At 36.1% G+C, this 24599-nt stretch carries 13 protein-coding genes; all 13 read left to right on the top strand.

The genetic code is table 11. From position 1 onward, the window contains the following. Nucleotides 1-60 precede the first annotated feature (60 nt). The 13 genes from ACFSC2_RS17590 to ACFSC2_RS17530 all read left to right on the top strand — a co-directional run bounded on the left by ACFSC2_RS17590 (nt 61) and on the right by ACFSC2_RS17530 (nt 24540). Entirely contained in the window at nt 61-2076 is a 2016-nt protein-coding gene (locus ACFSC2_RS17590; protein ID WP_379815647.1) for an aceric acid hydrolase, read from the top strand. 146 nt (nt 2077-2222) lie between these two features. Continuing rightward, complete coding sequence (locus ACFSC2_RS17585; RefSeq protein ID WP_379815646.1) at nt 2223-3176, top strand: pectinesterase family protein; 954 nt, start codon at nt 2223-2225, stop codon at nt 3174-3176. 33 nt (nt 3177-3209) lie between these two features. Continuing rightward, nucleotides 3210-3992: a rhamnogalacturonan acetylesterase gene (locus tag ACFSC2_RS17580; protein WP_379815645.1), complete on the top strand. Its 783-nt coding sequence runs from the start codon at nt 3210-3212 to the stop codon at nt 3990-3992. Between the two features lie 659 nt (nt 3993-4651). Continuing rightward, a complete protein-coding gene (locus tag ACFSC2_RS17575; protein ID WP_379815644.1) occupies nt 4652-8020 on the top strand; it encodes a SusC/RagA family TonB-linked outer membrane protein in 3369 nt (1122 codons plus the stop codon). Nucleotides 8021-8031: 11 nt separating this feature from the next. Beyond that, entirely contained in the window at nt 8032-9996 is a 1965-nt protein-coding gene (locus ACFSC2_RS17570; protein ID WP_379815643.1) for a RagB/SusD family nutrient uptake outer membrane protein, read from the top strand. 115 nt (nt 9997-10111) lie between these two features. Beyond that, complete coding sequence (locus ACFSC2_RS17565; protein WP_379815642.1) at nt 10112-11824, top strand: polysaccharide lyase; 1713 nt, start codon at nt 10112-10114, stop codon at nt 11822-11824. A gap of 183 nt (nt 11825-12007) precedes the next feature. Next, on the top strand, nt 12008-12697 hold the full coding sequence (locus ACFSC2_RS17560) for a DUF3826 domain-containing protein (protein WP_379815641.1): 690 nt from the start codon (nt 12008-12010) through the stop codon (nt 12695-12697). A 51-nt stretch (nt 12698-12748) separates the two neighbouring features. Then, entirely contained in the window at nt 12749-14455 is a 1707-nt protein-coding gene (locus tag ACFSC2_RS17555; RefSeq protein WP_379815640.1) for a polysaccharide lyase, read from the top strand. Nucleotides 14456-14610: 155 nt separating this feature from the next. Continuing rightward, nucleotides 14611-17766 (top strand): DUF6298 domain-containing protein, encoded by a 3156-nt coding sequence (locus ACFSC2_RS17550; RefSeq protein WP_379815639.1) that lies wholly within the window; start codon nt 14611-14613, stop codon nt 17764-17766. 284 nt (nt 17767-18050) lie between these two features. Beyond that, the gene (locus ACFSC2_RS17545) at nt 18051-19457 is read left to right on the top strand and encodes a glycoside hydrolase family 140 protein (RefSeq protein ID WP_379815638.1); all 1407 of its coding nucleotides are present in this window, start codon (nt 18051-18053) and stop codon (nt 19455-19457) included. Nucleotides 19458-19627: 170 nt separating this feature from the next. Next, the gene (locus ACFSC2_RS17540; RefSeq protein WP_379815637.1) at nt 19628-21220 is read left to right on the top strand and encodes a glycoside hydrolase family 28 protein; all 1593 of its coding nucleotides are present in this window, start codon (nt 19628-19630) and stop codon (nt 21218-21220) included. A gap of 261 nt (nt 21221-21481) precedes the next feature. Continuing rightward, a complete protein-coding gene (locus ACFSC2_RS17535; protein ID WP_379815636.1) occupies nt 21482-22399 on the top strand; it encodes a glycoside hydrolase family 43 protein in 918 nt (305 codons plus the stop codon). Nucleotides 22400-22677: 278 nt separating this feature from the next. Continuing rightward, on the top strand, nt 22678-24540 hold the full coding sequence (locus ACFSC2_RS17530; protein ID WP_379815635.1) for a six-hairpin glycosidase: 1863 nt from the start codon (nt 22678-22680) through the stop codon (nt 24538-24540). Nucleotides 24541-24599 lie beyond the last annotated feature (59 nt).

Genomic DNA, 24599 nt, shown 5'->3' with positions numbered 1-24599 from the left:
GAAAAAAGATAAAAATTAGTGCAATTCGTGAAATTCGTGGCTAACAAAAAAATATTCAAAATGAAAAAGAACATCATCATATCGTCTTTATTTCTTTCTACAATAATCTTTGCGCAGAACAAAGGTTTGGTGGCGAATTCACAAAGTCCATATTCGAAACTGCAAAGCGTCGGTCTACAAGATGTAAAATGGACAAACGGATTCTGGAAAGAACAATTTGATGTAGAAACCAAAAATACGCTGCCGTATATGTGGGATTTGTATCATAGTGAAACTTCGCATGCCTACAAAAACTTCGAAATTGCAGCGGGATTAAGCAAAGGAACTTTCAAAGGACCTTCGTTTCATGATGGTGATTTCTACAAGATTTTTGAAGGAATGGCTGCTACGTATGCCGTTACAAAAGATAAAAAATTGGATGCCGAAATGGATAAAGCCATTACGCTTTTCGCTAAAGTACAGCGCAAAGATGGTTATATTCACACGCCGGTTTTAATTGACGAACGCTGGGGAACTTTAGGCCCAGAAGAAGTGAAAAAACAACTCGGTTTTGAAAAATACAATATGGGGCATTTAATGACTGCAGCCTGTATTCATTATCGTGCTACAGGAAAAACCAATTTCCTGAATATTGCCAAAGGTGTTGCTGATTTCTTATACGATTTCTACAAAAAAGCTTCGCCAGAACTGGCTCGAAATGCAATCTGTCCGTCACATTATATGGGAATTGTCGAAATGTACAGAACCGTAAAAGATCCGAAATATTTAGAATTAGCGAATAATTTAATTGACATTAAAGGAACGACAAGCGACGGAACTGACGACAATCAGGACAGAGTACCGTTTAGACAGCAGACTTCTGCGATGGGTCACGCTGTAAGAGCGAATTACCTTTATGCTGGAGTTGCCGATTTATATGCCGAAACGGGAGAAAAGAAATTACTAGACAATTTAGAATCAATTTGGGATGACGTAACGTATCGCAAAATGTACATTACAGGAGGTTGTGGTTCTTTATACGACGGAGTTTCGCCAGACGGAACTTCTTATGATCCAACTGTAGTGCAAAAAATTCATCAGGCTTACGGAAGACCTTTCCAATTGCCAAATGCAACGGCTCATACCGAAACTTGCGCCAATATTGGAAATGTGTTGTGGAATTGGAGAATGCTTCAAATTACGGGAGATGCCAAATATGCTGATATTGTGGAACTAGCGCTTTACAATAGTGTACTTTCAGGTATGAATTTAGAAGGAGATAAATTCTTGTACAATAATCCGCTGAATGTTTCGAATGATTTGCCGTTTCATCAACGTTGGGGAAATGTGCGTGAAGGTTATATTGCTTTATCAAACTGCTGTGCGCCAAATGTAACGAGAACCGTTGCCGAAGTTGGAAATTATGCTTACAATCTTTCAAAAGAAGGTTTGTATGTGAATTTATACGGAAGTAATAATTTGAACACAAAAACCTTAAGCGGAGAAGCATTGGAAATTGAACAGCAGACCAATTACCCTTGGGATGGAAAAATAACTTTGAAAATTATAAAAGCGCCAAAAGATCTACAGGCTTTCTTTTTGAGAATTCCAGGCTGGAGTCAGAATGCGGAAGTGTCGGTTAATAATTCGAAAGTTTCAGATCAAATCGTTTCGGGAACTTATTTGAAATTAAATCAAAAATTGAAAAAAGGCGATGTAATTGAATTAAATCTTCCGATGCCGGTTGAATTGATGGAGGCGAACCCGTTAGTGGAAGAAGTTAAAAATCAGGTGGCTGTAAAAAGAGGCCCGTTGGTGTATTGTTTAGAATCAGACCAATTGCCTGCGAATACGAGTGTGAATGATGTGATTTTAAATTTGAATTCAGATTTTAAAACTGATTTTACGGAATTGAAAAACAGAAAAATAGTTACGATTGAAGCGGCTTCAAAAATTGCAGCTGATAATTCTTGGAACAAAACGCTTTACAAACCAATTTCGACAAAAGATGGAAAATCTTTGACTGTAAAATTGGTTCCGTATTTTGCGTGGGGAAATAAAGGTGTAGGAGAAATGACAGTTTGGATGTCGCATTAAAATTATATATAGATTCCTATATTTTCGTAGAGGCGCACAGCAGTGCGTCTACGCCATGTATATCAAACATTGTGGTTACGTTACGTTAGACGCACTGCAGTGCGTCTCTACCGAAATGCGTTGTGTAAAAATTAAATTATTTAACTATGAAATATATTCTGGCTTTATTTTTAATAACATTTTCTATATCAGCCCAAACGCTCGATAACAAATTAGCATTAACAGTTGCTCAGGATGGTTCTGGAGATTTCAAAACCATTCAGGAAGCTATAAATAATGTAAAAGACAACTCAGAAAAACGAGTTGTAATCACGATAAAACCTGGAAAATATATTGAGAAGTTAGAAATTCCAGTTTCCAAGCCATTTATAACTTTAAAAGGAACAGATAGAAACAAAACGATAATTTCATTTGATGATTATTCTGGGAAACCGCTTCGTGAACCAGATCCGTCAGGTAAAAAGGCTTTTGGAACAGGAACTTCCTATTCTTTCATGATGAAAGGAAATGATTGTACACTTGAAAACCTTACTGTTGAAAATACAGCAGGAAGAGTAGGGCAGGCGGTGGCTCTTCATATTAAAAGTGATCGGGTTATTGTCAAGAACTGTAATCTTTTAGCAAATCAGGATACACTTTATTTATCGGAAGAAAAAACTCGGGTCTATTTTGAGAACTGTTTTATTAACGGAACGACTGATTTTATTTTTGGCGCTGCAACGGCTTATTTTTATAAATGTACTATCGAAAGTTTGACGAACTCATATATTACAGCCGCTTCAACGCCACAAGGTCAGTCATATGGTTTTGTTTTTGTAGATTGTAGACTTACTGCGAAAGATAAATCGGTAGATAAAGTTTTTTTGGGAAGACCTTGGCGACCTTATGCGCAAACGGTTTTTATTAATGCCGATATTGGTTCGCATATTATTCCCGAAGGCTGGAATGCATGGATTGATACCCGATTTCCTGATAAAGATAAAACGGCTTATTATGCCGAATTTGGAAGTAAAGGTTCAAGTGCAAAAGATATTTCTCAACGCGTTTCGTGGTCGCATCAATTAACGAAAGAGGATATTAAAAATATACTAGGGATTTAGTTTTAAACGGATGGAATCCAAATAAATAGGCTTATGAAAAACATTAAAATTTTCATGATTGGATTGTGCTCAGTTATACTACTGGGCTCTTTTAGTTTTAAGTCGAAAATAACGACTATTTATTTAATCGGAGATTCTACCGTTGCTGATTATTCATTGGAAGAAAATTATCAAACTAAGAAATTTCCTCAAGTAGGTTGGGGACAGGTTTTTCAGCCATTCTTTCAAAAAGACAGTTTAAAATTGGTTAAGAATATTTTAGGTTCAGTAAAAGAAGTCAAAGTTGACGATCGTGCAAAAGGCGGCAGAAGTACGAGAACCTTTTTTCAGGAAGGACGATGGTCTTCGGTTTATAAATCTCTTCAAAAAGGAGATGTGGTCATGATGCAGTTTGGGCATAACGATGCTTCGGTTGAAAAAACAGAACGTTTTGTAAATATTGAAGGTTATAAAGAGTTTCTTCGACTTTTCATTAATCAGACCAAAGAAAAAGGTGCAACTCCAATTGTTCTGACTCCTGTTGCAAGAAACTATCCTTGGAAAGATGGAAAATTAAATAATGTTCATGGCGATTATCCGCAAGCTGCTATTGATGTTGCTAAAGAATTGAATGTAAAATATATTGATCTGAATGACCTTTCGATGAATTTCTTTTCATCAAAAGGTCAAGATTATGTTACAACTAATTATTTTATGAATTTTGAGGCAGGTAAGTATCCTGCTTTTCCTGAAGGACAAAAGGACAATACCCATTTTCAGACTGAAGGTGGCGTTCAAGTTGCAAGATTGGTCTTTGACGCTATGAAAAAATTATAATTTGAAATTGAAAGAGAAGTTAAAATAAAAGAAAACCGTTAAAATTCGTTTTAACGGTTTTTTTATTAGCTCTCTATTTTAGGGACTTAACAACCATTTAATTTTTGTTGATCAGAAAATACTTTTAAAAATGTACTTTTTCTTAAAAAAAAATTAAATTATTTTTGGATCATCCTGTTGGTGTTTTTGTAGGTTTTTTTAACAGGAAATAAGTGTGTTTGTAACAATTATTACTTCATTTTTGATAACGTTTTCGTACTTATAAGCTCCTCTGTATCAGCTTTTATAAAAGAGGGTTTTAAAGAATAATTAGCAGAAGTCAGCTTTTGCTGAAAATCTTGCGATATTTTAATTCAAACGGCTTTGTATATTTTCTTTTACGCAAACATTTACCTTAAATATTCGATTACATATATTTTTTTCATTCATTTTTTATTAATATTGTTTTTTTTGAGTCTTTTTTTTTGAAAATAGATGATTAAAACAGGATAGAGCAGGACGGTTGTAATATATCATCGTTATATTTTTGGAATACTAAAATAAATGTGAATTAAACATTTAATAAGATAACTTTAAGATTTATTTAATCTTTATCTATTATGTAGCACATTTAAAAACATGACTAACTAACATTAATAAACTAACCAAAAAAGACATTTATGAAACAAGCACTTTTAAAGAGATGTAGTTTTCTTTTGTTTGCGATGATGACTGTACTGGGCTACGCTCAGAACTCTACTCAAGTAACGGTAACTGGTACTGTGACAGATAACACATCAGGTCTGCTGCCAGGCGTTAACGTAACTGAAAAATCTACAAAGAATACTGTTACCACAGATTTTAATGGTCAATTTCAAATTAAAGTTAAGCCTAATGCAACTTTAGTTTTTTCTTTCATCGGAATGAGAAAACAAGAAGTGCCAATTGGAACAAGAACAACAGTAAATGTTAAATTAACAGAAGATTCTAATGAGCTGCAAAATATAGTAGTAGTAGGATATGGAAGTCAGAAAAAAGAAAAGCTTACTGGAGCAATTGCTACAATAAATGCATCAGATATTCAGGAACTTCCAGTTTCTAATTTATCTGAAGCCTTAAGAGGTCAGGTGCCTGGTTTGTCAGTTATTGATGGAGGAGGACGTCCTGGAGATGCAGCTGCAATCGAAATTCGTCAGACATATGGATTTTCAAAAGATGGTAGTTCTAAAACTCCATTAATTGTAATTGATGATATGATTCAGGTTGATCCTGTTAATGGTAGACCTTCATTGGAAGCATTTAATAGATTAGATCCGTCAGAGATTGAAAGTATGACTGTTTTGAAAGATGCATCTGCAGCAATCTACGGTTCACGTGCATCTCAGGGAGCAATTGTAATTAAAACTAAAAGAGGAAAAAGCGGTGTACCAACTTTTTCATACTTTAGTCAATTTGCAGTAAACGATGCTGTAAGTCATAGTAAGACAATGAGTGCTTATGAGTATGGAGTGTTTTCTAACAGATATTTTAGAGGAAACAATAATATAGGTACTAATGGATCAAATCTTTTTTCGGATCGTGAATTAGAAGAAATGAAAGGTTTGGATTATGACTGGCTGAAAGAAGCTTGGAAACCAGCTATACAGCAAAAACATACTTTAAATGTTAGTGGAGGTACTGAGAAAGCAACATACTTTGCTGGTATTAACTACTTTACACAAGGAGCGAATTTAGGAAGACAAGATTATAATAAATGGAATTTCCGTACTGGTATTACAGCGAAAATTACAACTTCTTTAGACTTCTCAGCTTCTGTTTCTGGTAATTCTGGTGATATTGAAAAGTCATTTACTAAAGCATCATCTGGGATTAATGACAGTAGTTATGGTTCAGCAGCAGGTGGTGAGCAGGCAGATTACGGACTTTTGTTACACATGCCAAAATACATTCCTTGGCAGACTATTGTAAATGGTCAGGAATATTATATGTCTCCTTTTGCACGTACAACAAGTACATTAGGATCAGCAAATGCTAATAATACAATTGCAGGATGGAATTATTTTGCAGCTATTAATAATGGTTCAAAACAAGTTTCAAGTGATTTTACTTATAATGTTAACATGTCGCTAAACTGGAAGGTTCCTTTTATTAAAGGATTATCTCTTAAAGGAACTTATTCAAGAAATCAAAGTTCAAGTAGTTCAGAACAAATCCAGCTTCCTTATGATTTAGCAAGAATAATGGGTTACGAAAAATTGGATAACCACTTAGCAAGTGCTGCTTTACCAACAACAGTAAATGATGGAGTTCATAACTACTATTCTCTAGAAACGAATGTTCGTAGCTCAAGAGTTTATTACAACACTTCTCTTTCTAAAGCTGTTCAGGCTAACTTCTTTGCAGACTATAACAGAACATTTGATAACCATGAAATTGGAGCAATGTTTTCTGTAGAGCGTTCTGAGACAGAGTATAACACAACTCGATTGGCTTATGAAAATACAGGAAAAGATTATGGAGGATCGTATCAGACTGCAGGTACCTTAAGTACAAATTCACAAGCTTTAAAAGGAGAGCAAGGGACTTTATCTTATTTAGGACGTATAAACTACAGTTATAAATCTAAATACATGCTGGAATTCCTTTTTAGAAGTGATGCTTCTACTAAATTTGCGCCAGAAAACTACTGGGGATTCTTCCCTTCAGTTCAAGCAGCTTGGATTGTTTCTAAAGAAAAATGGTTTAATGTACCAGCTGTAGATTTCTTTAAAATTCGTTACTCTATTGGTAAAACCGGTAATGACAATATCAATGCTTGGAGATGGATGAAGCTTTATGATGTAGTTGCTGATAAAGGATTTCAGTTTGGAAGCAATGGAGGAGTTCTTGGAGGTTCTGTAACACCAAGAGTTGAACCAAACAGAAATGTTGGATGGGATACTACAATTAAAAATAACTTAGGTATTGATTTAGCGTTCTTAAAAAACAGATTATCTCTTACTACTGATTTTTACTATGATAAATCAAAAGATATGCTTACTGGAATGGCTGGTACTGTTGGTGTGCCAATCTCTGTTGGAGGTGGTTATGCGGAAGAAAATTATGCAGCGGTTGATTCTTGGGGAACGGAGGTCAGTTTAAACTGGAAAGATAAAGCTACTAAGAATTTTAGCTATAACGTAGGGGTCAACTTCGGATTATCTGATAATAAAGTTAAAAAATACCCAGAGCCTGCATTATTACACCCATCAAACAATTTAGTTCAAGAAGGTCAGTCTATGTTTTTTCCTCAGTGGGGATTCAGAACTTGGAAAGATACTTCAACAGGAGATGGTATTCTTCGTACAGATCAAGACGTAGCAAACTACTGGTCTTACTTAACAGAACGTGCAACTGCAGCTGGTGTTCAGCCTAATTATATGGGAATTTCGAATGTTGCAGATATGAGAAAAGGAATGTTGGCTTATGAAGATACAGCAGGACAATTTAATAGTACAGACGGAACTCAGGCAGGACCAAATGGACAAATTCAAAAAAATGAGGATTATATTAAATTAGTTAATAGAAACAGAACATATGGTTTTACTACTAACTTAGGAGCTAGATATAAATCATTTTTCATTAAAACACAAATTGGAACTTCTTGGGGCGGTTACCGTGCTATAGATGTGGTAAAACAAGGAACAGGATCAACGCACAATATGTGGGCTCGTGAGACTTTCTGGAATGATATGTATGCAGACGATAATGTAAATGGTAGATACCCTAACTTAAATAGTACAGGTCAGGATTATATTACTGCACCATCAGATTTCTGGATGCTTGATACTTTCCGTTGTACAGTTAGAAACTTGACATTAGGTTTTGATATGCCTAAAGAGCTTTTAGACAAAATTAAAATTGCAAAATGGTCAATTGGAGTTACAGGAAATAACCTTTGGGATTTATACAATCCATATCCTGATCATTATCGTAATATGTACGATAGTTCTTCTGAGAATTATCCAACACTTAGAACATGGGCTGTTACTTTTAACATTACATTCTAATTCAATTAAAGATGAAAAGACAAATTAATAAATATATAACTTTAGCACTTTTCGCTGTGCTAAGTACTTCTTGCAGTGATAACTTTTTGGAAGAAAAGCAAAATTTTGGAAGTGTTGACGATTCATTTTATGAAAGTCAGGAACGTGCTACCTGGTATGTAAACAACGTGTATTTTGACTATTATTCTGCTTTTAAATCTCCTGGACAAAGTTTGGTAGGTTCATTTACAGATGTATATTCTAGAATGACAGAAGAGATAGGAGGAATTCAACCTCTTATCAATCCAAACATTACGTATGTTAATGCTGCTGATGCTTCTGGATATTTTGGTACTAAATTGGAAGACAAAATTAATAATCATCCATATAACAGAATTAGAGATTGTAATTCTTTTATTGCTGAAGTAGATGTTAAAGGAGCTAGTTTACCTAAAACATTCCGTGATCAGGCTAAAGGACAATTATATTACCTGCGCGCTGTTCAGTATTTTGATTTAATGCGTGTGTATGGTGGAGTGCCAATTGTAACAGAAGTTCAAACTCCAAGTGCTGTAGACCCAACAATTAAAGTACCAAGAGGAACAGTAACTGAGGTGGTGGAGCAGATTGTTAAAGATTTAGATATGGCAGCAAGTTTATTGCCAAGTAACTGGCCAGGTGAGTATGGTCGTGTAACAAAAGGTGCTGCTTTAGCTGTAAAATCAAGAGTGCTTTTAACTTACGCAAGCCCATTATTTAATAAAAGCTGGGACAGTTCTAACGAACGTTGGACTGCAGCATTGCAAGCAGGTTTAGCAGCTGAAACAGAATTATCATCAGCTGGATATGGTTTATATGGAAATTCTGCTAAAGACTGGCAAAATATGTTTGCTCTTGCTAACAATGCATTTTGTTCTGAAGCAATTACTACACAACTTTTATCAGCTAATAACACCAATCTTGGTGTAAATAATTCTTGGGAAAGAGGTATACGTATGTTTAGCCAAGGTGGTGTAAGTGGAATGGAAGCTCCAAAAGAAATGATTGATTTATTTCCTTTAGACGACGGTAAAAGACCAACAGCTGCTAATGGTTACGATCAGTTCTTATTTTTCCTTAAACGTGATCCGAGATTCTATAGAACATTTGCTTTTTCTGGCGTAAGATGGGATTATAAAGAAAATGCTAAACCTGTTGTTTGGGCTTACAGATGGTTAGATAATGCTAACAAGCCTTATTACAGTGATTCTAATAATGAAACCAGCCCAGCATTGGTTAGAAAAATGACTGATGTGACAGCAACAAATGCAAGTAGTTTCCAATATTCAGCAAATGACATATTAGAATATCGTTATGCCGAATTATTATTAAATATTGCAGAATGTTATGCTGCTCTTGGACAAACAAGTAATGCCGTAGCTTATTTAGGAAGAATCAGAAACCGTGTTGGAATACCATCAGGTAATAATTATGGAATTGGAACTCCAGCAGATAAATATGCAGCTATTGAAGCAGTTTTATATGAGCGTAGAGTTGAATTAGCATATGAAGGAAAACGTTTCTGGGATATTCAAAGATGGATGCTTTATGACAATGTTACACTTCCTGGAACTACAGGCGGTACTGTAAGTAAATTAGGCTTACAGCCTATTAATGGTACTCAGAGAACTGGTAACTATCTTCAGTTTAAAAATACAGCTACATCTGCGGATCCTTTGGCTTCTGCTCGTGCTAGTATATCAGCTGATCCAGATGCAGCTAATTTCCAAGCGCAATTGGCGACATTGGCAACTTTTTATACAACTAACTTTATACTTGTTGCACCGCCAACTCCAATGGATCAGGTAAATAACGTAGCAGTTAAAATCAAATTTAATCCTAACTATTATATCCAAGGATTACAAAATACAGTTTTAGCACAAAACCCTTGGTTGAAACAAACAATAGGATGGAAAGATGCTTCAGGAGGAGATGGAGATTATAACTATCAACAATAAATCATAGTGAACTTTTACATTCACTAAAAACAATAAATATATAGAACTTTTCACCTGTATTCGTCAAAAGATACAGGTGATTTGTTTAAAAGAATTACCACAATTAAAAATTAACATGAAAAATTCCGCATTATTTATCGCATCATCGCTGCTTTTTTTAGGAAGTGCAAAATGTTTTGCTCAATATCCTAAAATAAGTCCAGAAGTTCAGGCTCAGGAAAAAGCAATTAAAGAAGAAGCTCAAAGACTTTCTGATGAAGCTTGGACAAAAGCTTTAGTTGTTATTGAAGAAGAGGCTAAACATGGAAAACCTTATATTCCGTGGGCAGCAAGACCAACCGATTTACCACAGGCAGATATTCCTGCTTTTCCAGGAGCTGAAGGAGGAGGAATGTACACTTTTGGAGGTCGTGGCGGAAAAGTTTACACAGTAACAAGTTTAGAAGACCGCGGACCTGGGACTTTACGTGAAGCTTGTGAACAAGGAGGAGCGAGAATAATTGTATTTAATGTAGCTGGAATTATCAGACTTAAAAGTCCGTTGATTATTCGTGCACCGTATATTACAATTGCAGGTCAGACTGCTCCAGGAGACGGAATTTGTATTGCTGGAGAATCAACTTGGATTGATACGCATGACGTAATTATCAGACACGTACGTTTCCGTCGTGGAGAAACTTTCGTAGGTCGCCGTGATGATGCAATTGGAGGAAATCCAGTTGGGAATATCATGATCGATCACGTTTCTGCAACTTGGGGATTAGACGAAAATATGTCAATTTACAGACATATGTACAACCCAGGACCAGGATATCCAGATATTAAAGTTGGAACAGTAAATATCACAATTCAAAACAGTTTATTCGGAGAAGCTTTAGATACTTACAACCACGCTTTCGGAAGTACTTTAGGTGGCGAAAACTGCTCTTTTATGAGAAATATGTGGGCAAACAATGCAGGAAGAAATCCTTCTATTGGATGGAACGGAATTTTCAACTTCGTTAATAATGTGGTTTTCAACTGGTACAACAGATCTACTGATGGTGGAGATTATACTGCTAATTATAATATTATCAATAATTTTTACAAACCAGGACCAGTTACAGATCTTACACAGCCAATCAGCTATAGAATCTTAAAGCCAGAATCTGGAAGAAGCAAATTGCCTTACATGGTTTTTGGTAGAGCTTTTGTGAACGGAAACGTTGTTAATAATAACGAAAAAGTAACGAAAGATAACTGGGACGGTGGTATTCAGCTTGAAAACAAAAAAGGTGAGTTAATGACTTATGATGAAGCAAAAGAATATTTCGCTAAAATGAAAGCAGACAAACCTTTCCCAATGCCATGGTTTAATAAATTCATGACTGCTGAAGAATCGTATGAATTTGTATTGAAAAATGTTGGAGCAACTTTACCAATTAGAGATAAAGTAGATGAAAGAATCGTAAGAACAGTAAAAACTGGAGTTCCAGAATATGCTAAAGGATTAGAGAAAAAAGAATTTTATCAGTTCGAACACAGAAGACTTCCAATGGATTCTTATAAAAAAGGAATTATCACTGATATTTCTCAAGTTGGAGGATATCCAGAATACAAAGGAAAACCTTATGTTGATACAGACAAAGACGGTATGCCTGATGCTTGGGAGAAAAAATATGGTTTAAACCCTAATGACCCATCAGATGCGCAGGGAGACTTAAACGGAGATGGTTACAGCAATATCGAAGATTACATCAACGGTGTAAATCCTGCAATAAAAGTAAACTGGAAAGATTTAGTTAATAACAAAGAAACTTTAGTTAGACCTTTATTAGATTTAAAATAGGAACAATTTTTGAAATCATAGAAGTATCAATTGAAAATTAAGTTTTCTTGGATGCTGAAGAATTGCTCGCAAAGTCGCTAAGACGCAAATTTTAAAGTTAATGCAGAAAAAAACTCTGCGCCTTAGCGCCTTTGCGAGATTAAAATTTTATCTGTGTTCAAAATCAAATTAAAAATAAAAAACATGGCACTAAATAAAATAAATGTTGGCTTATTATCACTGGTTTTCGCATTTTCATCTTTAAGTGCGCAACAGCATTTAGATCCTGAATATGTAAAAGTTACTAATGAAAGAGCAGCTAAAATCGTTGTAAAATTAGATTTGAAAAATGAAGCAAAAGAAAAAGCCGTTTCAAATATTATTGCACAGCAATTCAGAGATTTAACAGAAATCCAAGACGGCAGAGACGCTGAAATCAAAAAGGTAAAAGAAGACACTTCTTCAGCCAAAGAAAAACAAAACGAAAAAATTGACAAGCTGAAATCTAAAGCAGACGAATCAATTGCCAAATTGCATAAATCGTATCTTAAAAAATTAGGTAAAGAGTTATCAGAAGACAAAATTACTGAAGTTAAAGACGGAATGACGTACGGAGTGCTTCCAATTACGGTTGCAGGTTACAACGACATGCTTCCAAACTTAACTGCAGAACAAAAAGAATACATTTATAATGCTTTAGTAGAAGCGAGAGAACATGCAATGGATGGTGGTTCTTCTAAAGAAAAACACGGCTGGTTTGGTAAATACAAAGGAAGAATCAACAATTATTTATCAAAACAAGGTTATGATCTAAACAAAGAAAGTAAAGACTGGCACGAACGTGTGGAGCAAAGGGAGAAAAACAAAGTAAAAGATTCTACTGCAAAAGAATAAGTTTTCTCTTAAAATTTCTATTACAACTATTAACTACAACCACAACAATTCATGCAAAATATTTCTCCCAACCGTACTTTAAAAAGAACATTTATGGCACTGTCATTTTGTTCTCTTGTATCATCGGCGTATGCGCAATATCCTGTAATTCCAAAAGACGTTCAAGCAAAAGCAGATGCTGTTTTAGCAGATGAAGAAAAAAGATTAAACGAAATCTGGACTGCCAATTATAACACTATTTTAGAAGAAACAAAACAAGGAAAACCTTATTTACCGTGGGCTTCCTATCCAAAAGATTTTGTATTGGCCGATATTCCGGCATTTCCAGGTGCTGAAGGCGGTGGAGCTTATACACAAGGTGGTCGTGGCGGAAAAATATTTGTAGTTACAAGTTTAGAAGACAGTGGAAAAGGAACTTTCCGTGAAGCCTGTGAAGCTGTTGGAGCAAGAACAATCGTTTTTAATGTTTCGGGAATTATTCAATTAAAGAAAAGAATCAGCATGCGTGCGCCTTACGTAACCATTGCAGGACAAACTGCACCTGGCGACGGAATCTGTATTGCAGGCGAAACGTTAGAAATTGATACACACGACGTAATTATCAGACACATGCGTTTCAGACGTGGTGCGACAGAAGTTACGAGAAGAGATGATGCTTTAGGCGGAAATCCAATGGGAAATATTATTGTAGATCACTGCTCTGTAAGCTGGGGATTAGATGAAAATATTTCATTGTACAGACATCAGTTTGCAGCTAATGAAAAATCAAAATTAGAGAAATTACCTGCTTGTAATATCACGATTCAAAACACTATTTCATCAGAAGGTTTAGATACTTACAATCACGCATTTGGAAGCACAATTGGCGGATTAAATAGTACTTTTATGCGTAATTTATGGGCAGACAACATTTCTAGAAATGCTTCTATCGGAATGTACGGCGACTTTAATTTTGTGAATAATGTGGTTTTCAATTGGTGGAATCGTACCTTAGACGGTGGTGATTACCGTTCGATGTTGAATATCATTAATAATTATTTCAAACCGGGTCCAATTACGCCGGCAGATCAGCCTATTGCGCATAGAATTGTAAAACCGGAATCAGGTTACATTCAGCCAAAACAATACGGAAGAGCTTATGTTTCAGGTAATTTCATTGTTGGAAGTCCTGAAGTAACAGCAGATAACTGGAATGGTGGAGTACAATTGGAAGATCAAACTCCTGAAGTTACAAAAGCATTTTTGGAAGCTATCAAACAACCAAAACCATTCTCAATGCCTGCATTTAAAATTATGAAAGCAGAAGAAGCATACGAATTTGTTCTTGCGAATGTTGGAGCAACAATTCCAAAAAGAGATGCAGTTGATGAAAGAGTTTTAAAACAAGTCCGCACTGGAAAAATTGAAGTAAAAGACGGTTTAGAAAATACAATCGGAAAAGATTTCATCAAAAGAAGATTACCTGCCGATTCATATAAAAAAGGAATTATAACACATCCGGACCAAGTTGGCGGTTATCCAACTTACAAAGGAAAAGCATACAAAGATTCAGACAACGATGGAATTCCGGACGCTTGGGAGAAAAAATACGGTTTAAATCCGAATGATGCTTCCGATGCCAATAAAGATTCAAACGGAGACGGTTATACCAATATCGAGAAATATTTTAATAATATTGATCCAAATCAAAAAGTGGACTGGACTAAAATTGAAAATAATAAAGATACTTTAGCTAAATTGAAGTCATTGTTACAATAAATTTTATCGTATCCTAACAGGTTTCCAAAACCTGTTAGGTATTTTAATAATACAAGTATCATTTAATTTCGGAAATATAGGATCGAGATAATACCTAACAGGTTTTGGAAACCTGTTAGGATAAAAAAAATGTAAAATTCTAAAATAGAATTAAATTGAATTTCACTAATCTAAAAAATACTACTTTTTTCAAAGACACATTATTTTTAATGTGTTTTTCTCTGTTTTTTATTGGAAGTAAAACATCAGCCCAAACCAATTTCCCAGACATCGTAAAAACCAAAGAAGGAAAACTTTCTTTTACTCAGGACAGCAAAGGAAATCAAATACCTGATTTCTCTTTTGCCGGATATATGGCGTCAGAAAAAGTAATTCCGAATCTTCAAAACAAAATTTTTGTTTCGAAACAAGAAGAAGATGCAACACAAAAAATCCAAAATGCGATTGATTATGTAAGCTCATTAAAACCAGATAAATCAGGCTTTCGTGGAGCAGTTTTGTTAGATAAAGGAACTTTTAAAATCAGCGGAACTTTATTCATCAGAAAATCAGGAGTTATTTTACGCGGAAGCGGAAATACAGAAAACGGAACCGTACTTTTAGGAACAGGATTAAAACGTGAAGCTTTAATAAGCGTTTTAGGAATTGATGACAAAAAACTAGGAGAGACTTTTGAATTCAATACAACTTATACACCACTTGGAACTCAGAAAATCCAATTAAAAAATGCATCCAAATTAAAATCATCAGATGAAATTATCATCACAAAACCTTTAGCCGATAATTGGATAAAGGAATTAAAAATGGATGATTTTGGAGCAGAAACCGGCTGGGTGGGCTGGAAAAAAAACGATTGGGATATTAGCTGGAACAGAGTTGTGACCAATATCAGCGGAAGCGAAGTAATATTAAACGCTCCGTTAACTATGACTTTAGATGATGTTTACGGACCTGCAAAAGTAAATGTATATTCCTGGCCGGGAAGAGTTGAGCATATCGGAATCGAAAATATGCTGTTGAAATCAGATTACAATCAGTCTAAACCAAAAGACGAAGAACACAGATGGTTGGGAATCAGCATCGAAAACACCAGAAATGCGTGGGTGAAACAAGTAAATTTCAAACATTTTGCTGGTGGTGCAGTTTCTTTATTAAAATCAGCACAACAAATTACGGTTGAAGATTGTATTGCAACCGAACCCGTTTCTGAAATTGGAGGTTTTAGACGCCATACTTTTTACACAGAAGGTCAGCAAACGCTTTTTCAACGTTGTTATTCTGAATATGGCTATCATGATTTTGCCGTTGGCGGATTTGGAACAACGGGTCCAAATGCGTTTGTGCAATGCGAATCGTATTTGCCTTTCAATAATAACGGAGCAATTGGCAGTTGGGCGACGGGAGTTTTATTCGATATTTTTTATGTAGATGGACACGCTTTAAGCTACAACAACAGAGAACAAAACGGCAGAGGCGCAGGATGGACAGCAGGCAACAGCGTAATCTGGGAAACTTCAGGATCTAAAATAGAATGTTACAGTCCACCAACAGCACAAAACTGGGCTTTTGGAGTTTGGGGCGGAATCATGGCTGGCGACGGTCATTGGAAAGATGTCAACAATCACATTTCGCCAAGAAGTTTGTTTTACGCACAATTAGAAAACCGACTAGGAAAACTTCCTGTAGATCCACATATTTATGATTTAGGTTCAGAACCTTCCTCAAGTCCAACAGCTGAAGTAGCACAGGAATTAACTAAAAACTCCGTGTCGCCAAAAGAAAGTTTAGTAGAATGGATTGCAGAAAGTGCAAAAGCCAATCCGATTAATACTAATTCGGCAGGTCTTAAAAATGCAAATGATTTAAAAATAAATTCGGCTAAAAATAATAGTTCAGTAGCTAAAGTAATAACCCAAAATGGATGGCTTACATACGAAGGAAAAGTAATTGCAGGAAACAGATTGAGCGTTCCGTGGTGGCGCGGAAGCCTTCGTGATAGCGATATTTCGAAATCATCACCATCTGTGACAAGATTCGTTCCGGGAAGAACAGGAACAGGTTTTACCGATAATATTGAAGACGTAACCAATTTTTTAAGTACCAATAATATGGTCGCTTTAGAACATAATTACGGTTTATGGTACGAGCGCAGAATGGACGATCACGAACGTGTTCGCCGATTTGATTCCGATGTCTGGCCTCCGTTTTACGAACAGCCTTTCGCAAGAAGCGGTCAGGATTTGGCTTGGGATCAATTGAGTAAATATGATTTGACAAAATTCAATGACTGGTATTGGGATCGTCTATCGCTTTTTGCAGATTTGGCAGAAACCAAAGGACAATTGCTCATCAATCAGCAATATTTTCAGCATAATATTATAGAGGCGGGAGCGCATTGGTCAAGTTCACCTTGGCGTTCCGCAAACAATATCAGCAATACAGGATTTCCAGAACCACCGCCTTATGCAGGAGACAAACGTATTTTTATGGCGGAGCTGTTTTACGATATTAACAATGCGCAAAGAAGAAAATTACACGAAGGTTTCATCAGAAAATCATTTGAAAACTTTCAGGAAAACAGCAACGTAATTCAGCTGACAAGTGCCGAATATACAGGTCCGCTTCATTTTATGGAGTTCTGGTTAGACCAGGCACAAAAATGGAAAGACGAAACGGGTAAAAAAGGTTTAATCGGTTTAAGTGCGACAAAAGATGTTCAGGATGCCATTTTGAATGATGCCAAAAGAAACAAAACTGTTGATGTAATTGACATTCGTTATTGGTATTACAAAGAAGACGGATCAGAATACGCACCAAAAGGCGGACTAAATTTAGCACCAAGACAGCACGCCAGAAAAATGAAAACTGGAAAAGAAACCGACAATCAAGTATATCGTGCCGTTCGTGAATACCGAGAAAAATATCCTGAAAAAGTGATTTTATATTCAACAGACGGTTCACCAAGATTCGGATGGCCGGCTTTAATGGCGGGAGCTTCATTGCCAAATATTCCAAAAGTTGAATTGCCTCAGTTTTATTCCGCTTTAAGCGAAATGAAATTAGTTGACGGAAATACGTTCTCAGACAATCTTTGGAAATTAGAAAACAAAGGTAAAAGCTATCTGTTCTATCTGAAAAACGACCAAGATATTACAATTGATTTATCAAACGAAAAAGGAACATTTGAAGTATTTGCAATCAATGCTTCAACAGGAAATATAACCAAAAAAGCAAACATCAGCGGAGGAAAACAAGTCACAATCCCACAAGCCGAAATAAAAGAAAAAGTGCTTTTTGTAGTGAAAAAATAAGAAGAAAAGGTTTGCCACGAATTACACGAATTGGCACGAATTTAATTTAAAATTAGATCTGCAGAATCTGCCAAATCTGCGAGAGTAAAAATTTTTCACGCTCCCGATAGCTATCGGGATAAAAAGATAAAAGCAGATTCAACAGATTTAAAAAAAATAATCTGCACAGATCAGCCAAAATCAGCTAAATCTGCGTGAAACAATTAAAACAAAGCAAAAAAAATCGAGAAATTAGTGCAATTCGTGACAAACAAAAAAAACATAATTCCAAAAAACAACCCAAAATGAATCTGAAAATAAAATCTTTATACGCTCTTAGTATAAGCTTTATGTTTACAGCACAAAGCGGATTTTCGCAATCTGCCAAAACAAAAGCATCACTGCCTGAAATCAAAGTATCTAAAAATCAGCATTATTTTGTTACCGAAAACGAAAAACCATTTTTCTGGCTGGGCGACACAGGCTGGCTGACATTCGGAAAACTGGACAGAGCAGGAGTAGAGAAATATTTTAAAGACAGAAAAGACAAAGGATTCAACGTTGTTCAGGTGATGGTTTTACACAACATCAATGCCGTAAACGTTTATGGAGCTTCGGCTTTAATCAATGAAGACGTTTCAAAACCGTTGATTACGGCAGGAAATGATTTCAAAGACCCAAAACAATACGATTACTGGGATCAAGTAGATTACACTTTAGATGTCGCTCAGAAAAACGGAATTTACGTTGCCATGGTCCCAGTTTGGGGAACAAACGTTTCAAAAGGAAATAAAGTAAGCAAAGAACAAGCAACAGAATACGCTCAGTTTTTGGCTAATCGATATAAAAACAGAACCAACATAATCTGGTTGAACGGTGGAGACACACACGGAAATGAATTTCAGGATATCTGGAATGCCATCGGAAACACTTTAAAAACCGGTAATCCAAATCAATTAGTGACGTTTCACCCGTTTGGAAGAACCGATTCTTCAGAGAATTTTCATAATGCAAAATGGTTAGATTTCAACATGTTCCAATCAGGACACAGGAGATACGATCAGGATTCAATCAAAACGAATTTCAAAGAAGACAATTACAAATTCGTTCTAAGAGATTTCGAATTAAAACCAACAAAACCAACACTTGACGGAGAACCTTCCTACGAAGGAATTCCACACGGTTTGCACGATACTTTACAACCCAAATGGACCGCAAGTGATGTACGCCGTTACGGATATTGGTCGGTTTTATCTGGTGGAGCAGGTTACACCTACGGACACAACGCCGTAATGCAAATGTTCAGAAAAGGCGACAAACCCGCTTACGGAAATAAAGAATTATGGACATCAGCAATCAATGCGCCCGGAGCGAAACAGATGGTTTACATCAAGAAATTAATGGAAGAATTTCCATTTTTAGAAGGAACTCCAGATGTTTCATTAGTCGTTAATCAAGGAGAAAAATACGATTATATTCCAGCAATAAAAGGAGAAAAATACGCTTTATTATACACTTACAATGGAAGAATAATAGAAGTAAAACTAGGAAAAATTGCAGGAGATAAATTCGAAGCAACTTGGTACAATCCAAGAAACGGAAAGAAAACCAAAATCGGAATATTTGATAATAAAGGAGGAACTCAAAACTTTCAGCCAGAAGGCAAAAAAGAAGATGGTAATGATTGGGTTTTGATTTTGAGATCGAAGTAAAAGTAGCATCAGATACCTGACAGGTTTTTAAAACCTGTCAGGTCTAAACAAAGTAACCACGATCTTGTCATTTCGACGAAGGAGAAATCTTCGTTAGTAGCTCGACAAAGATTGGAGATTCAATTTACGGAGTTTCTTGCGAAGATTTCTCCTTCGTCGAAATGACAAAAATGAGAAAAAACAACACTACTATGAAAATCAAAAATATACTATTAATACTCTGTTTCATAACCAGCCTCACAGCATTCGCAAACGACGGCTGGTATAACATCTTAAACGAAGGCGGAAACAACAAAGGCCAAAAATGCACCGATGTCATTCAGAAAATCATCGAAAAAGCCTCTAAAAACGGAGGAGGAACAATCTATTTCCCAGCTGGAGAATACTTAACAGGAGCTTTAACACTAAGAAGCAACATCACAATTCATTTAGATTCTGGAGCGCTTTTGAAGTTTTCAGAAAACTTCGATGATTTTCTGCCGTATGTAGAAATGCGTTATGAAGGAATCGTAATGAAAAGCTTCCAACCGCTATTTTATGCAAAAGATGTAGAAAATATTACCATCACAGGAAGAGGCGTAATCGACGGACAAGGAAAAGCGTGGTGGAACGAAGTATACCGAATCGAAAGTGCAAAAGAACCACTTCCTCCGACCAAATACCAAACCATGTGGGAAGAGCAAAACAAAGGACTTTACACAGAACCGTATTACAAAAGAACGGTAGACAAGAAATTCTTCAGACCTTCTTTTTTTCAGGCTTACAACTGCAAAAATATTTTAATCGAAGGCGTAACTTTCAAAAATTCACCTTTTTGGACAATCAATCCTGAATTTTGTGATAATGTAACCGTTACCGGAATTTCGATTTTCAATCCGCATTCGCCAAATACAGACGGAATAAATCCATCCTCTTGTACCAATGTTCATATTTCAAACTGCCATATCAGCGTTGGAGACGATTGTATCACAATTAAATCAGGAAGAGACGGCGACGGTCGTAAATACGGAAAAGCAACAGAAAATGTAACTATCACAAACTGTACGATGTTAAGCGGTCACGGTGGAGTAGTTATCGGAAGTGAAATGTCGGGAGGAATCAAGAAAATCACGATTTCAAACTGTGTTTTTGACGGAACAGACAGAGGAATCCGTATCAAATCGGCAAGAGGAAGAGGCGGAGTTGTAGAAGATATTCGAGTAGATAATATCGTCATGAAAAACATTAAAGAAGAAGCTATCGTTTTGAGTCTTTTCTACGATAAAGGCACTACGGTCGAACCTGTAACGGAAAAAACACCGATTTTCAGAAACATTCACATGAGCAACATTACGGCTTCAAACGTAAACAAAGCCGGACAGATTTTAGGAATTACCGAAATGCCGATTCAAAACATCACTTTCTCGAACATCAGTATGGACGGAAAAGAAGGTTTTACCGTAAGCACAGCGACAGATGTTGAATTTCATGATGTAAAAGTGAACGCAACTGTAGGCTCTTCTTTCAAAATCTCAGATTCAAAAAATGTGATTTTAGACAACGTTGGATCTTCAACAGCGATCAAAGGAGTTCCGGTGATTAAATTAGATAATGTTTCGAATGCATTGATTAACAATAATTTTCCATTTAATCCAACCGATATTTTTATCGAAGCCAATGGAAAAGACACAAGAAATATTTTCCTAAAAAATAATGTGTTTAACAACGTAACCACAGCGATTAAAAAAGGAAAAGATTTAGACAAAAAAGCAATTACAGAATAATCGTTTAGCCCTATCCTAACAGGTTTTAAAAACCTGTTAGGTATTAATAATTATAATTAGAAGCAGAAACAATAGGCATTTTTGGAAACATAGTCCCGCTTTTCGTTCCAATCTTTTGTGCCGAACCCCGGCACAAAAGGATTTCCACTGCAATCGGGGCTAAAGAGAAAGATTTGGCTTTTTTGTAATTATTAGGATTTTGTATTGAACATAAAATAACCTACAAGGTTTTGAAAACCTTGCAGGAAAACAAAACAAGACATGAGAAAAATATTCATCATACTAACCTTTTCACTTTTTGCGATATCTTACTCGCAGAAAAAGAAAGAACTCTATCTTTTTACGTCGTTTAGAGAACCCGCAACAGAAGGTTTGTATTTGGCTTACAGCGAAGACGGTTACAACTGGAAAGGCTTAGAAGGATCATTCTTAAAACCCGAAATCGGAGCCAGTAAAATCATGCGTGACCCGTCTATTACCAGAGGAGCAGACGGAACGTATCACATGGTTTGGACAACCGATTGGAAAGGCGGAAACGGTTTTGGTTACGCAAGTTCGAAAGACTTGATTCACTGGTCAGAACAGCAATATATTCCGGTTATGAAAAATGAGCCGGAAGTAGTAAACGTTTGGGCACCGGAGATTTTTTACGATGATGTGAAAAAAGAATATATTATTATCTGGGCATCGACAATCCCATTCCGATTTCCAAAAGGTGTGGAAGAGGAGAAAAACAACCACCGAATGTATTATGTAACAACGAAAGATTTCAAGACTTTTTCGGATACAAAATTATATTACGACCCAGGTTTCAGCGTAATTGATTGTGTGATTGTTAAAAAAGGAAAGAAAGATTATGTATTGGTTTTAAAAGACAACACAAGACCTATGCGAAACATAAAAGTAGCTTTCGGAAAATCGCCTTTAGGGCCGTTTGAAAAAAGTTCAGAGCCTTTAACAGAGTATCTATCTGAGGGGCCAACGGTTGTAAAAGTCGGTAAAAACTGGTTGCTGTATTATGATAATTACGGTTCAAAAAATTACAAGGCGTTAAGCACAACAGATTTTGTTCATTTTGAAGATGTTTCAACCAAAATAAGTCTTCCCGGAGGACACAAACACGGAACGATTACAACAATTTCTGCAGACGTTTTAAAAGGATTAATTGAGAAAAAATAGTATTTCACGCAGATTTAAAATGATTTAAGCAGATTAAGCAGATTTTTTTAATCAGTATAAATCAAAAAAAGATTAAAATTGAATCTGCGAAAATTAGCTAAAATCTGCTAGATCTGCGTGAAAAAATTTTCTCTCGCAGATCGGGCAGATTTAGCAGATTAATATTAAAGATGATAGAAATAAAATCTGCACAATCTGCAAAATCTGCGAGAGAAAGAAAAATATCAGCGGAAATCAGCTAAAATCTGTTGAATCTGCGTGAAACCAAAAATATAAATATGATTACTTTCCAAAACATAAAAACCAACATAATCACAGCCACAATACTTTTGGCGTGTATGGCTGTAAACGCTCAAAACGACACAGTGCGTTATGTTGGCAAAACACTTTCGAACGTCGATTACCATCACGGGCAGTTAAGCCCAGCAGTTGGAGTTCACGCCACACAAATCATGCGTGCCAGCCGTGAACATCCAGAAAAAGCAGATGGTTTTGGTTGGACATACAACCACCAGCCAATGATGGCGTATTGGAATAATACTTTTTATCTGCATTATTTAAGTGACCCTTCGGGCGAACATATTCCGCCGAGCCAGACTTTAATTATGAGCTCTAAAGACGGAGTAACGTGGACAAAACCAGAAGTTATTTTCCCAATTTATAGGATTCCCGACGGATGGAAAAAAGAAGGTGTAGAAGGCGTTGCCAAAAATTTGGATGCAATTATGCATCAGAGAATGGGCTTTTACACTTCAAAAGACAAAAGACTTTTTGCTTTAGCCTATTACGGAATCGCAATGGATGAAAAAGACGATCCAAACGACGGAAAAGGAATTGGGCGTGTCATTCGTGAAATCAAAAAAGACGGAAGTTTTGGCGAAATCTATTTCATCAGATACAACAAAACCTGGGACAAATCGAAATCGAAATTCCCATTTTATACCGCATCAAAAGACAAAGGATTTAAGAAAGCCTGCGAAGAAATTTTATCTGAACCATTAGTTTTACAACAATGGGTAGAAGAAGCCGATCGTGACGATGAATTAATTCCGTTACAGAAACCATATAAAGCTTTTAGTTATTATCATTTGCCAAACGGAAATGTAGTTGGTTTATGGAAACACGCTTTAACTTCAATCAGTAGAGACGGAGGAAAATCTTGGGATTATATGCCGTTGCGTGCGCCAGGATTTGTAAACAGTAATGCTAAAATCTGGGGACAAAAAACATCAGACAATCGTTATGCAACGCTTTATAATCCGTCAGAATACCGTTGGCCTTTAGCAATTTCTACAAGTGACGACGGACTGAATTATAAAGATTTATTGTTGATTCACGGAGAAGTGAGTCCGATGCGCTATGGCGGAAACTACAAATCTGCAGGACCGCAATATGTACGTGGAATTACAGAAAAAAACGGAACTCCGCCAGACGGAAAAATCTGGGTGGGTTACAGCGTAAACAAAGAAGATATTTGGGTGGCATCGATTCCTGTTCCAGTTACGTCAGTCGTGACAGAACAAGCAAATGATGTTTTCAATAATCTACCAAACGGAGAAGAATTGAAACTTTGGAATACCTACGACCTTTCTTGGGCATCCACAAAAATCGAAAAGAAAGCCAATGGTAAAAAATGGCTGACGTTAAGAGACCAGGATTATTTTGATTATTCCCGTGCTGAAAGAGTGATTCCGTTTACATCAAAACTGGAAGCGGTTTTTACCGTAATGCCAGAACAGAATAATCACGGTTTATTGCAGGTTGAATTTCAAAATAAACAAGGTCTACCATCTGTAAGATTAATTTTTGATTCTGATGGAGAATTAAAAGTGAAAAATGGTGCTCGTTTGAGTTCGGTTACCAAATACGAAGCAAATAAAGCGTATAGAATCACAGTTAAATTAGATGCTAAAAACCGTCAATACACTGTAAAAGTAAATGACGGAAAAGAATCAACCAGAATATTTTATGCGCCTACAGATGGTTTTGAGCGAATCATGTTTAGAACAGGAGAACAAAGATATACACCAAACGCCGACACAGCGCCAGACACAGACGATTACGACGACCTGCCTCAAACCGGAAAACAAATCCCAGAAGCGGTATTCAATATTGAGTCTTTGATTACGAAAAAATTATAAATGGTTTTTGCCACGAATTACACGAATTTACACGAATTATTTTTTGCCACTGATTAAAA

This window comes from Flavobacterium artemisiae, assembly GCF_042678225.1.
GTDB lineage: Bacteria > Bacteroidota > Bacteroidia > Flavobacteriales > Flavobacteriaceae > Flavobacterium > Flavobacterium artemisiae.
The sequence above is the reverse complement of the archived record's forward strand: the minus strand, read 5'-3'. Positions and strand labels throughout refer to the sequence as shown.

Bases quoted from the DNA above. Each gene is read 5' to 3' on its own strand.
- ACFSC2_RS17590 (WP_379815647.1), top strand. From the start codon at position 61: ATGAAAAAGAACATCATCATATCGTCTTTATTTCTTTCTACAATAATC.
- ACFSC2_RS17585 (WP_379815646.1), top strand. From the start codon at position 2,223: ATGAAATATATTCTGGCTTTATTTTTAATAACATTTTCTATATCAGCC.
- ACFSC2_RS17580 (WP_379815645.1), top strand. From the start codon at position 3,210: ATGAAAAACATTAAAATTTTCATGATTGGATTGTGCTCAGTTATACTA.
- ACFSC2_RS17575 (WP_379815644.1), top strand. From the start codon at position 4,652: ATGAAACAAGCACTTTTAAAGAGATGTAGTTTTCTTTTGTTTGCGATG.
- ACFSC2_RS17570 (WP_379815643.1), top strand. From the start codon at position 8,032: ATGAAAAGACAAATTAATAAATATATAACTTTAGCACTTTTCGCTGTG.
- ACFSC2_RS17565 (WP_379815642.1), top strand. From the start codon at position 10,112: ATGAAAAATTCCGCATTATTTATCGCATCATCGCTGCTTTTTTTAGGA.
- ACFSC2_RS17560 (WP_379815641.1), top strand. From the start codon at position 12,008: ATGGCACTAAATAAAATAAATGTTGGCTTATTATCACTGGTTTTCGCA.
- ACFSC2_RS17555 (WP_379815640.1), top strand. From the start codon at position 12,749: ATGCAAAATATTTCTCCCAACCGTACTTTAAAAAGAACATTTATGGCA.
- ACFSC2_RS17545 (WP_379815638.1), top strand. From the start codon at position 18,051: ATGAATCTGAAAATAAAATCTTTATACGCTCTTAGTATAAGCTTTATG.
- ACFSC2_RS17540 (WP_379815637.1), top strand. From the start codon at position 19,628: ATGAGAAAAAACAACACTACTATGAAAATCAAAAATATACTATTAATA.
- ACFSC2_RS17535 (WP_379815636.1), top strand. From the start codon at position 21,482: ATGAGAAAAATATTCATCATACTAACCTTTTCACTTTTTGCGATATCT.
- ACFSC2_RS17530 (WP_379815635.1), top strand. From the start codon at position 22,678: ATGATTACTTTCCAAAACATAAAAACCAACATAATCACAGCCACAATA.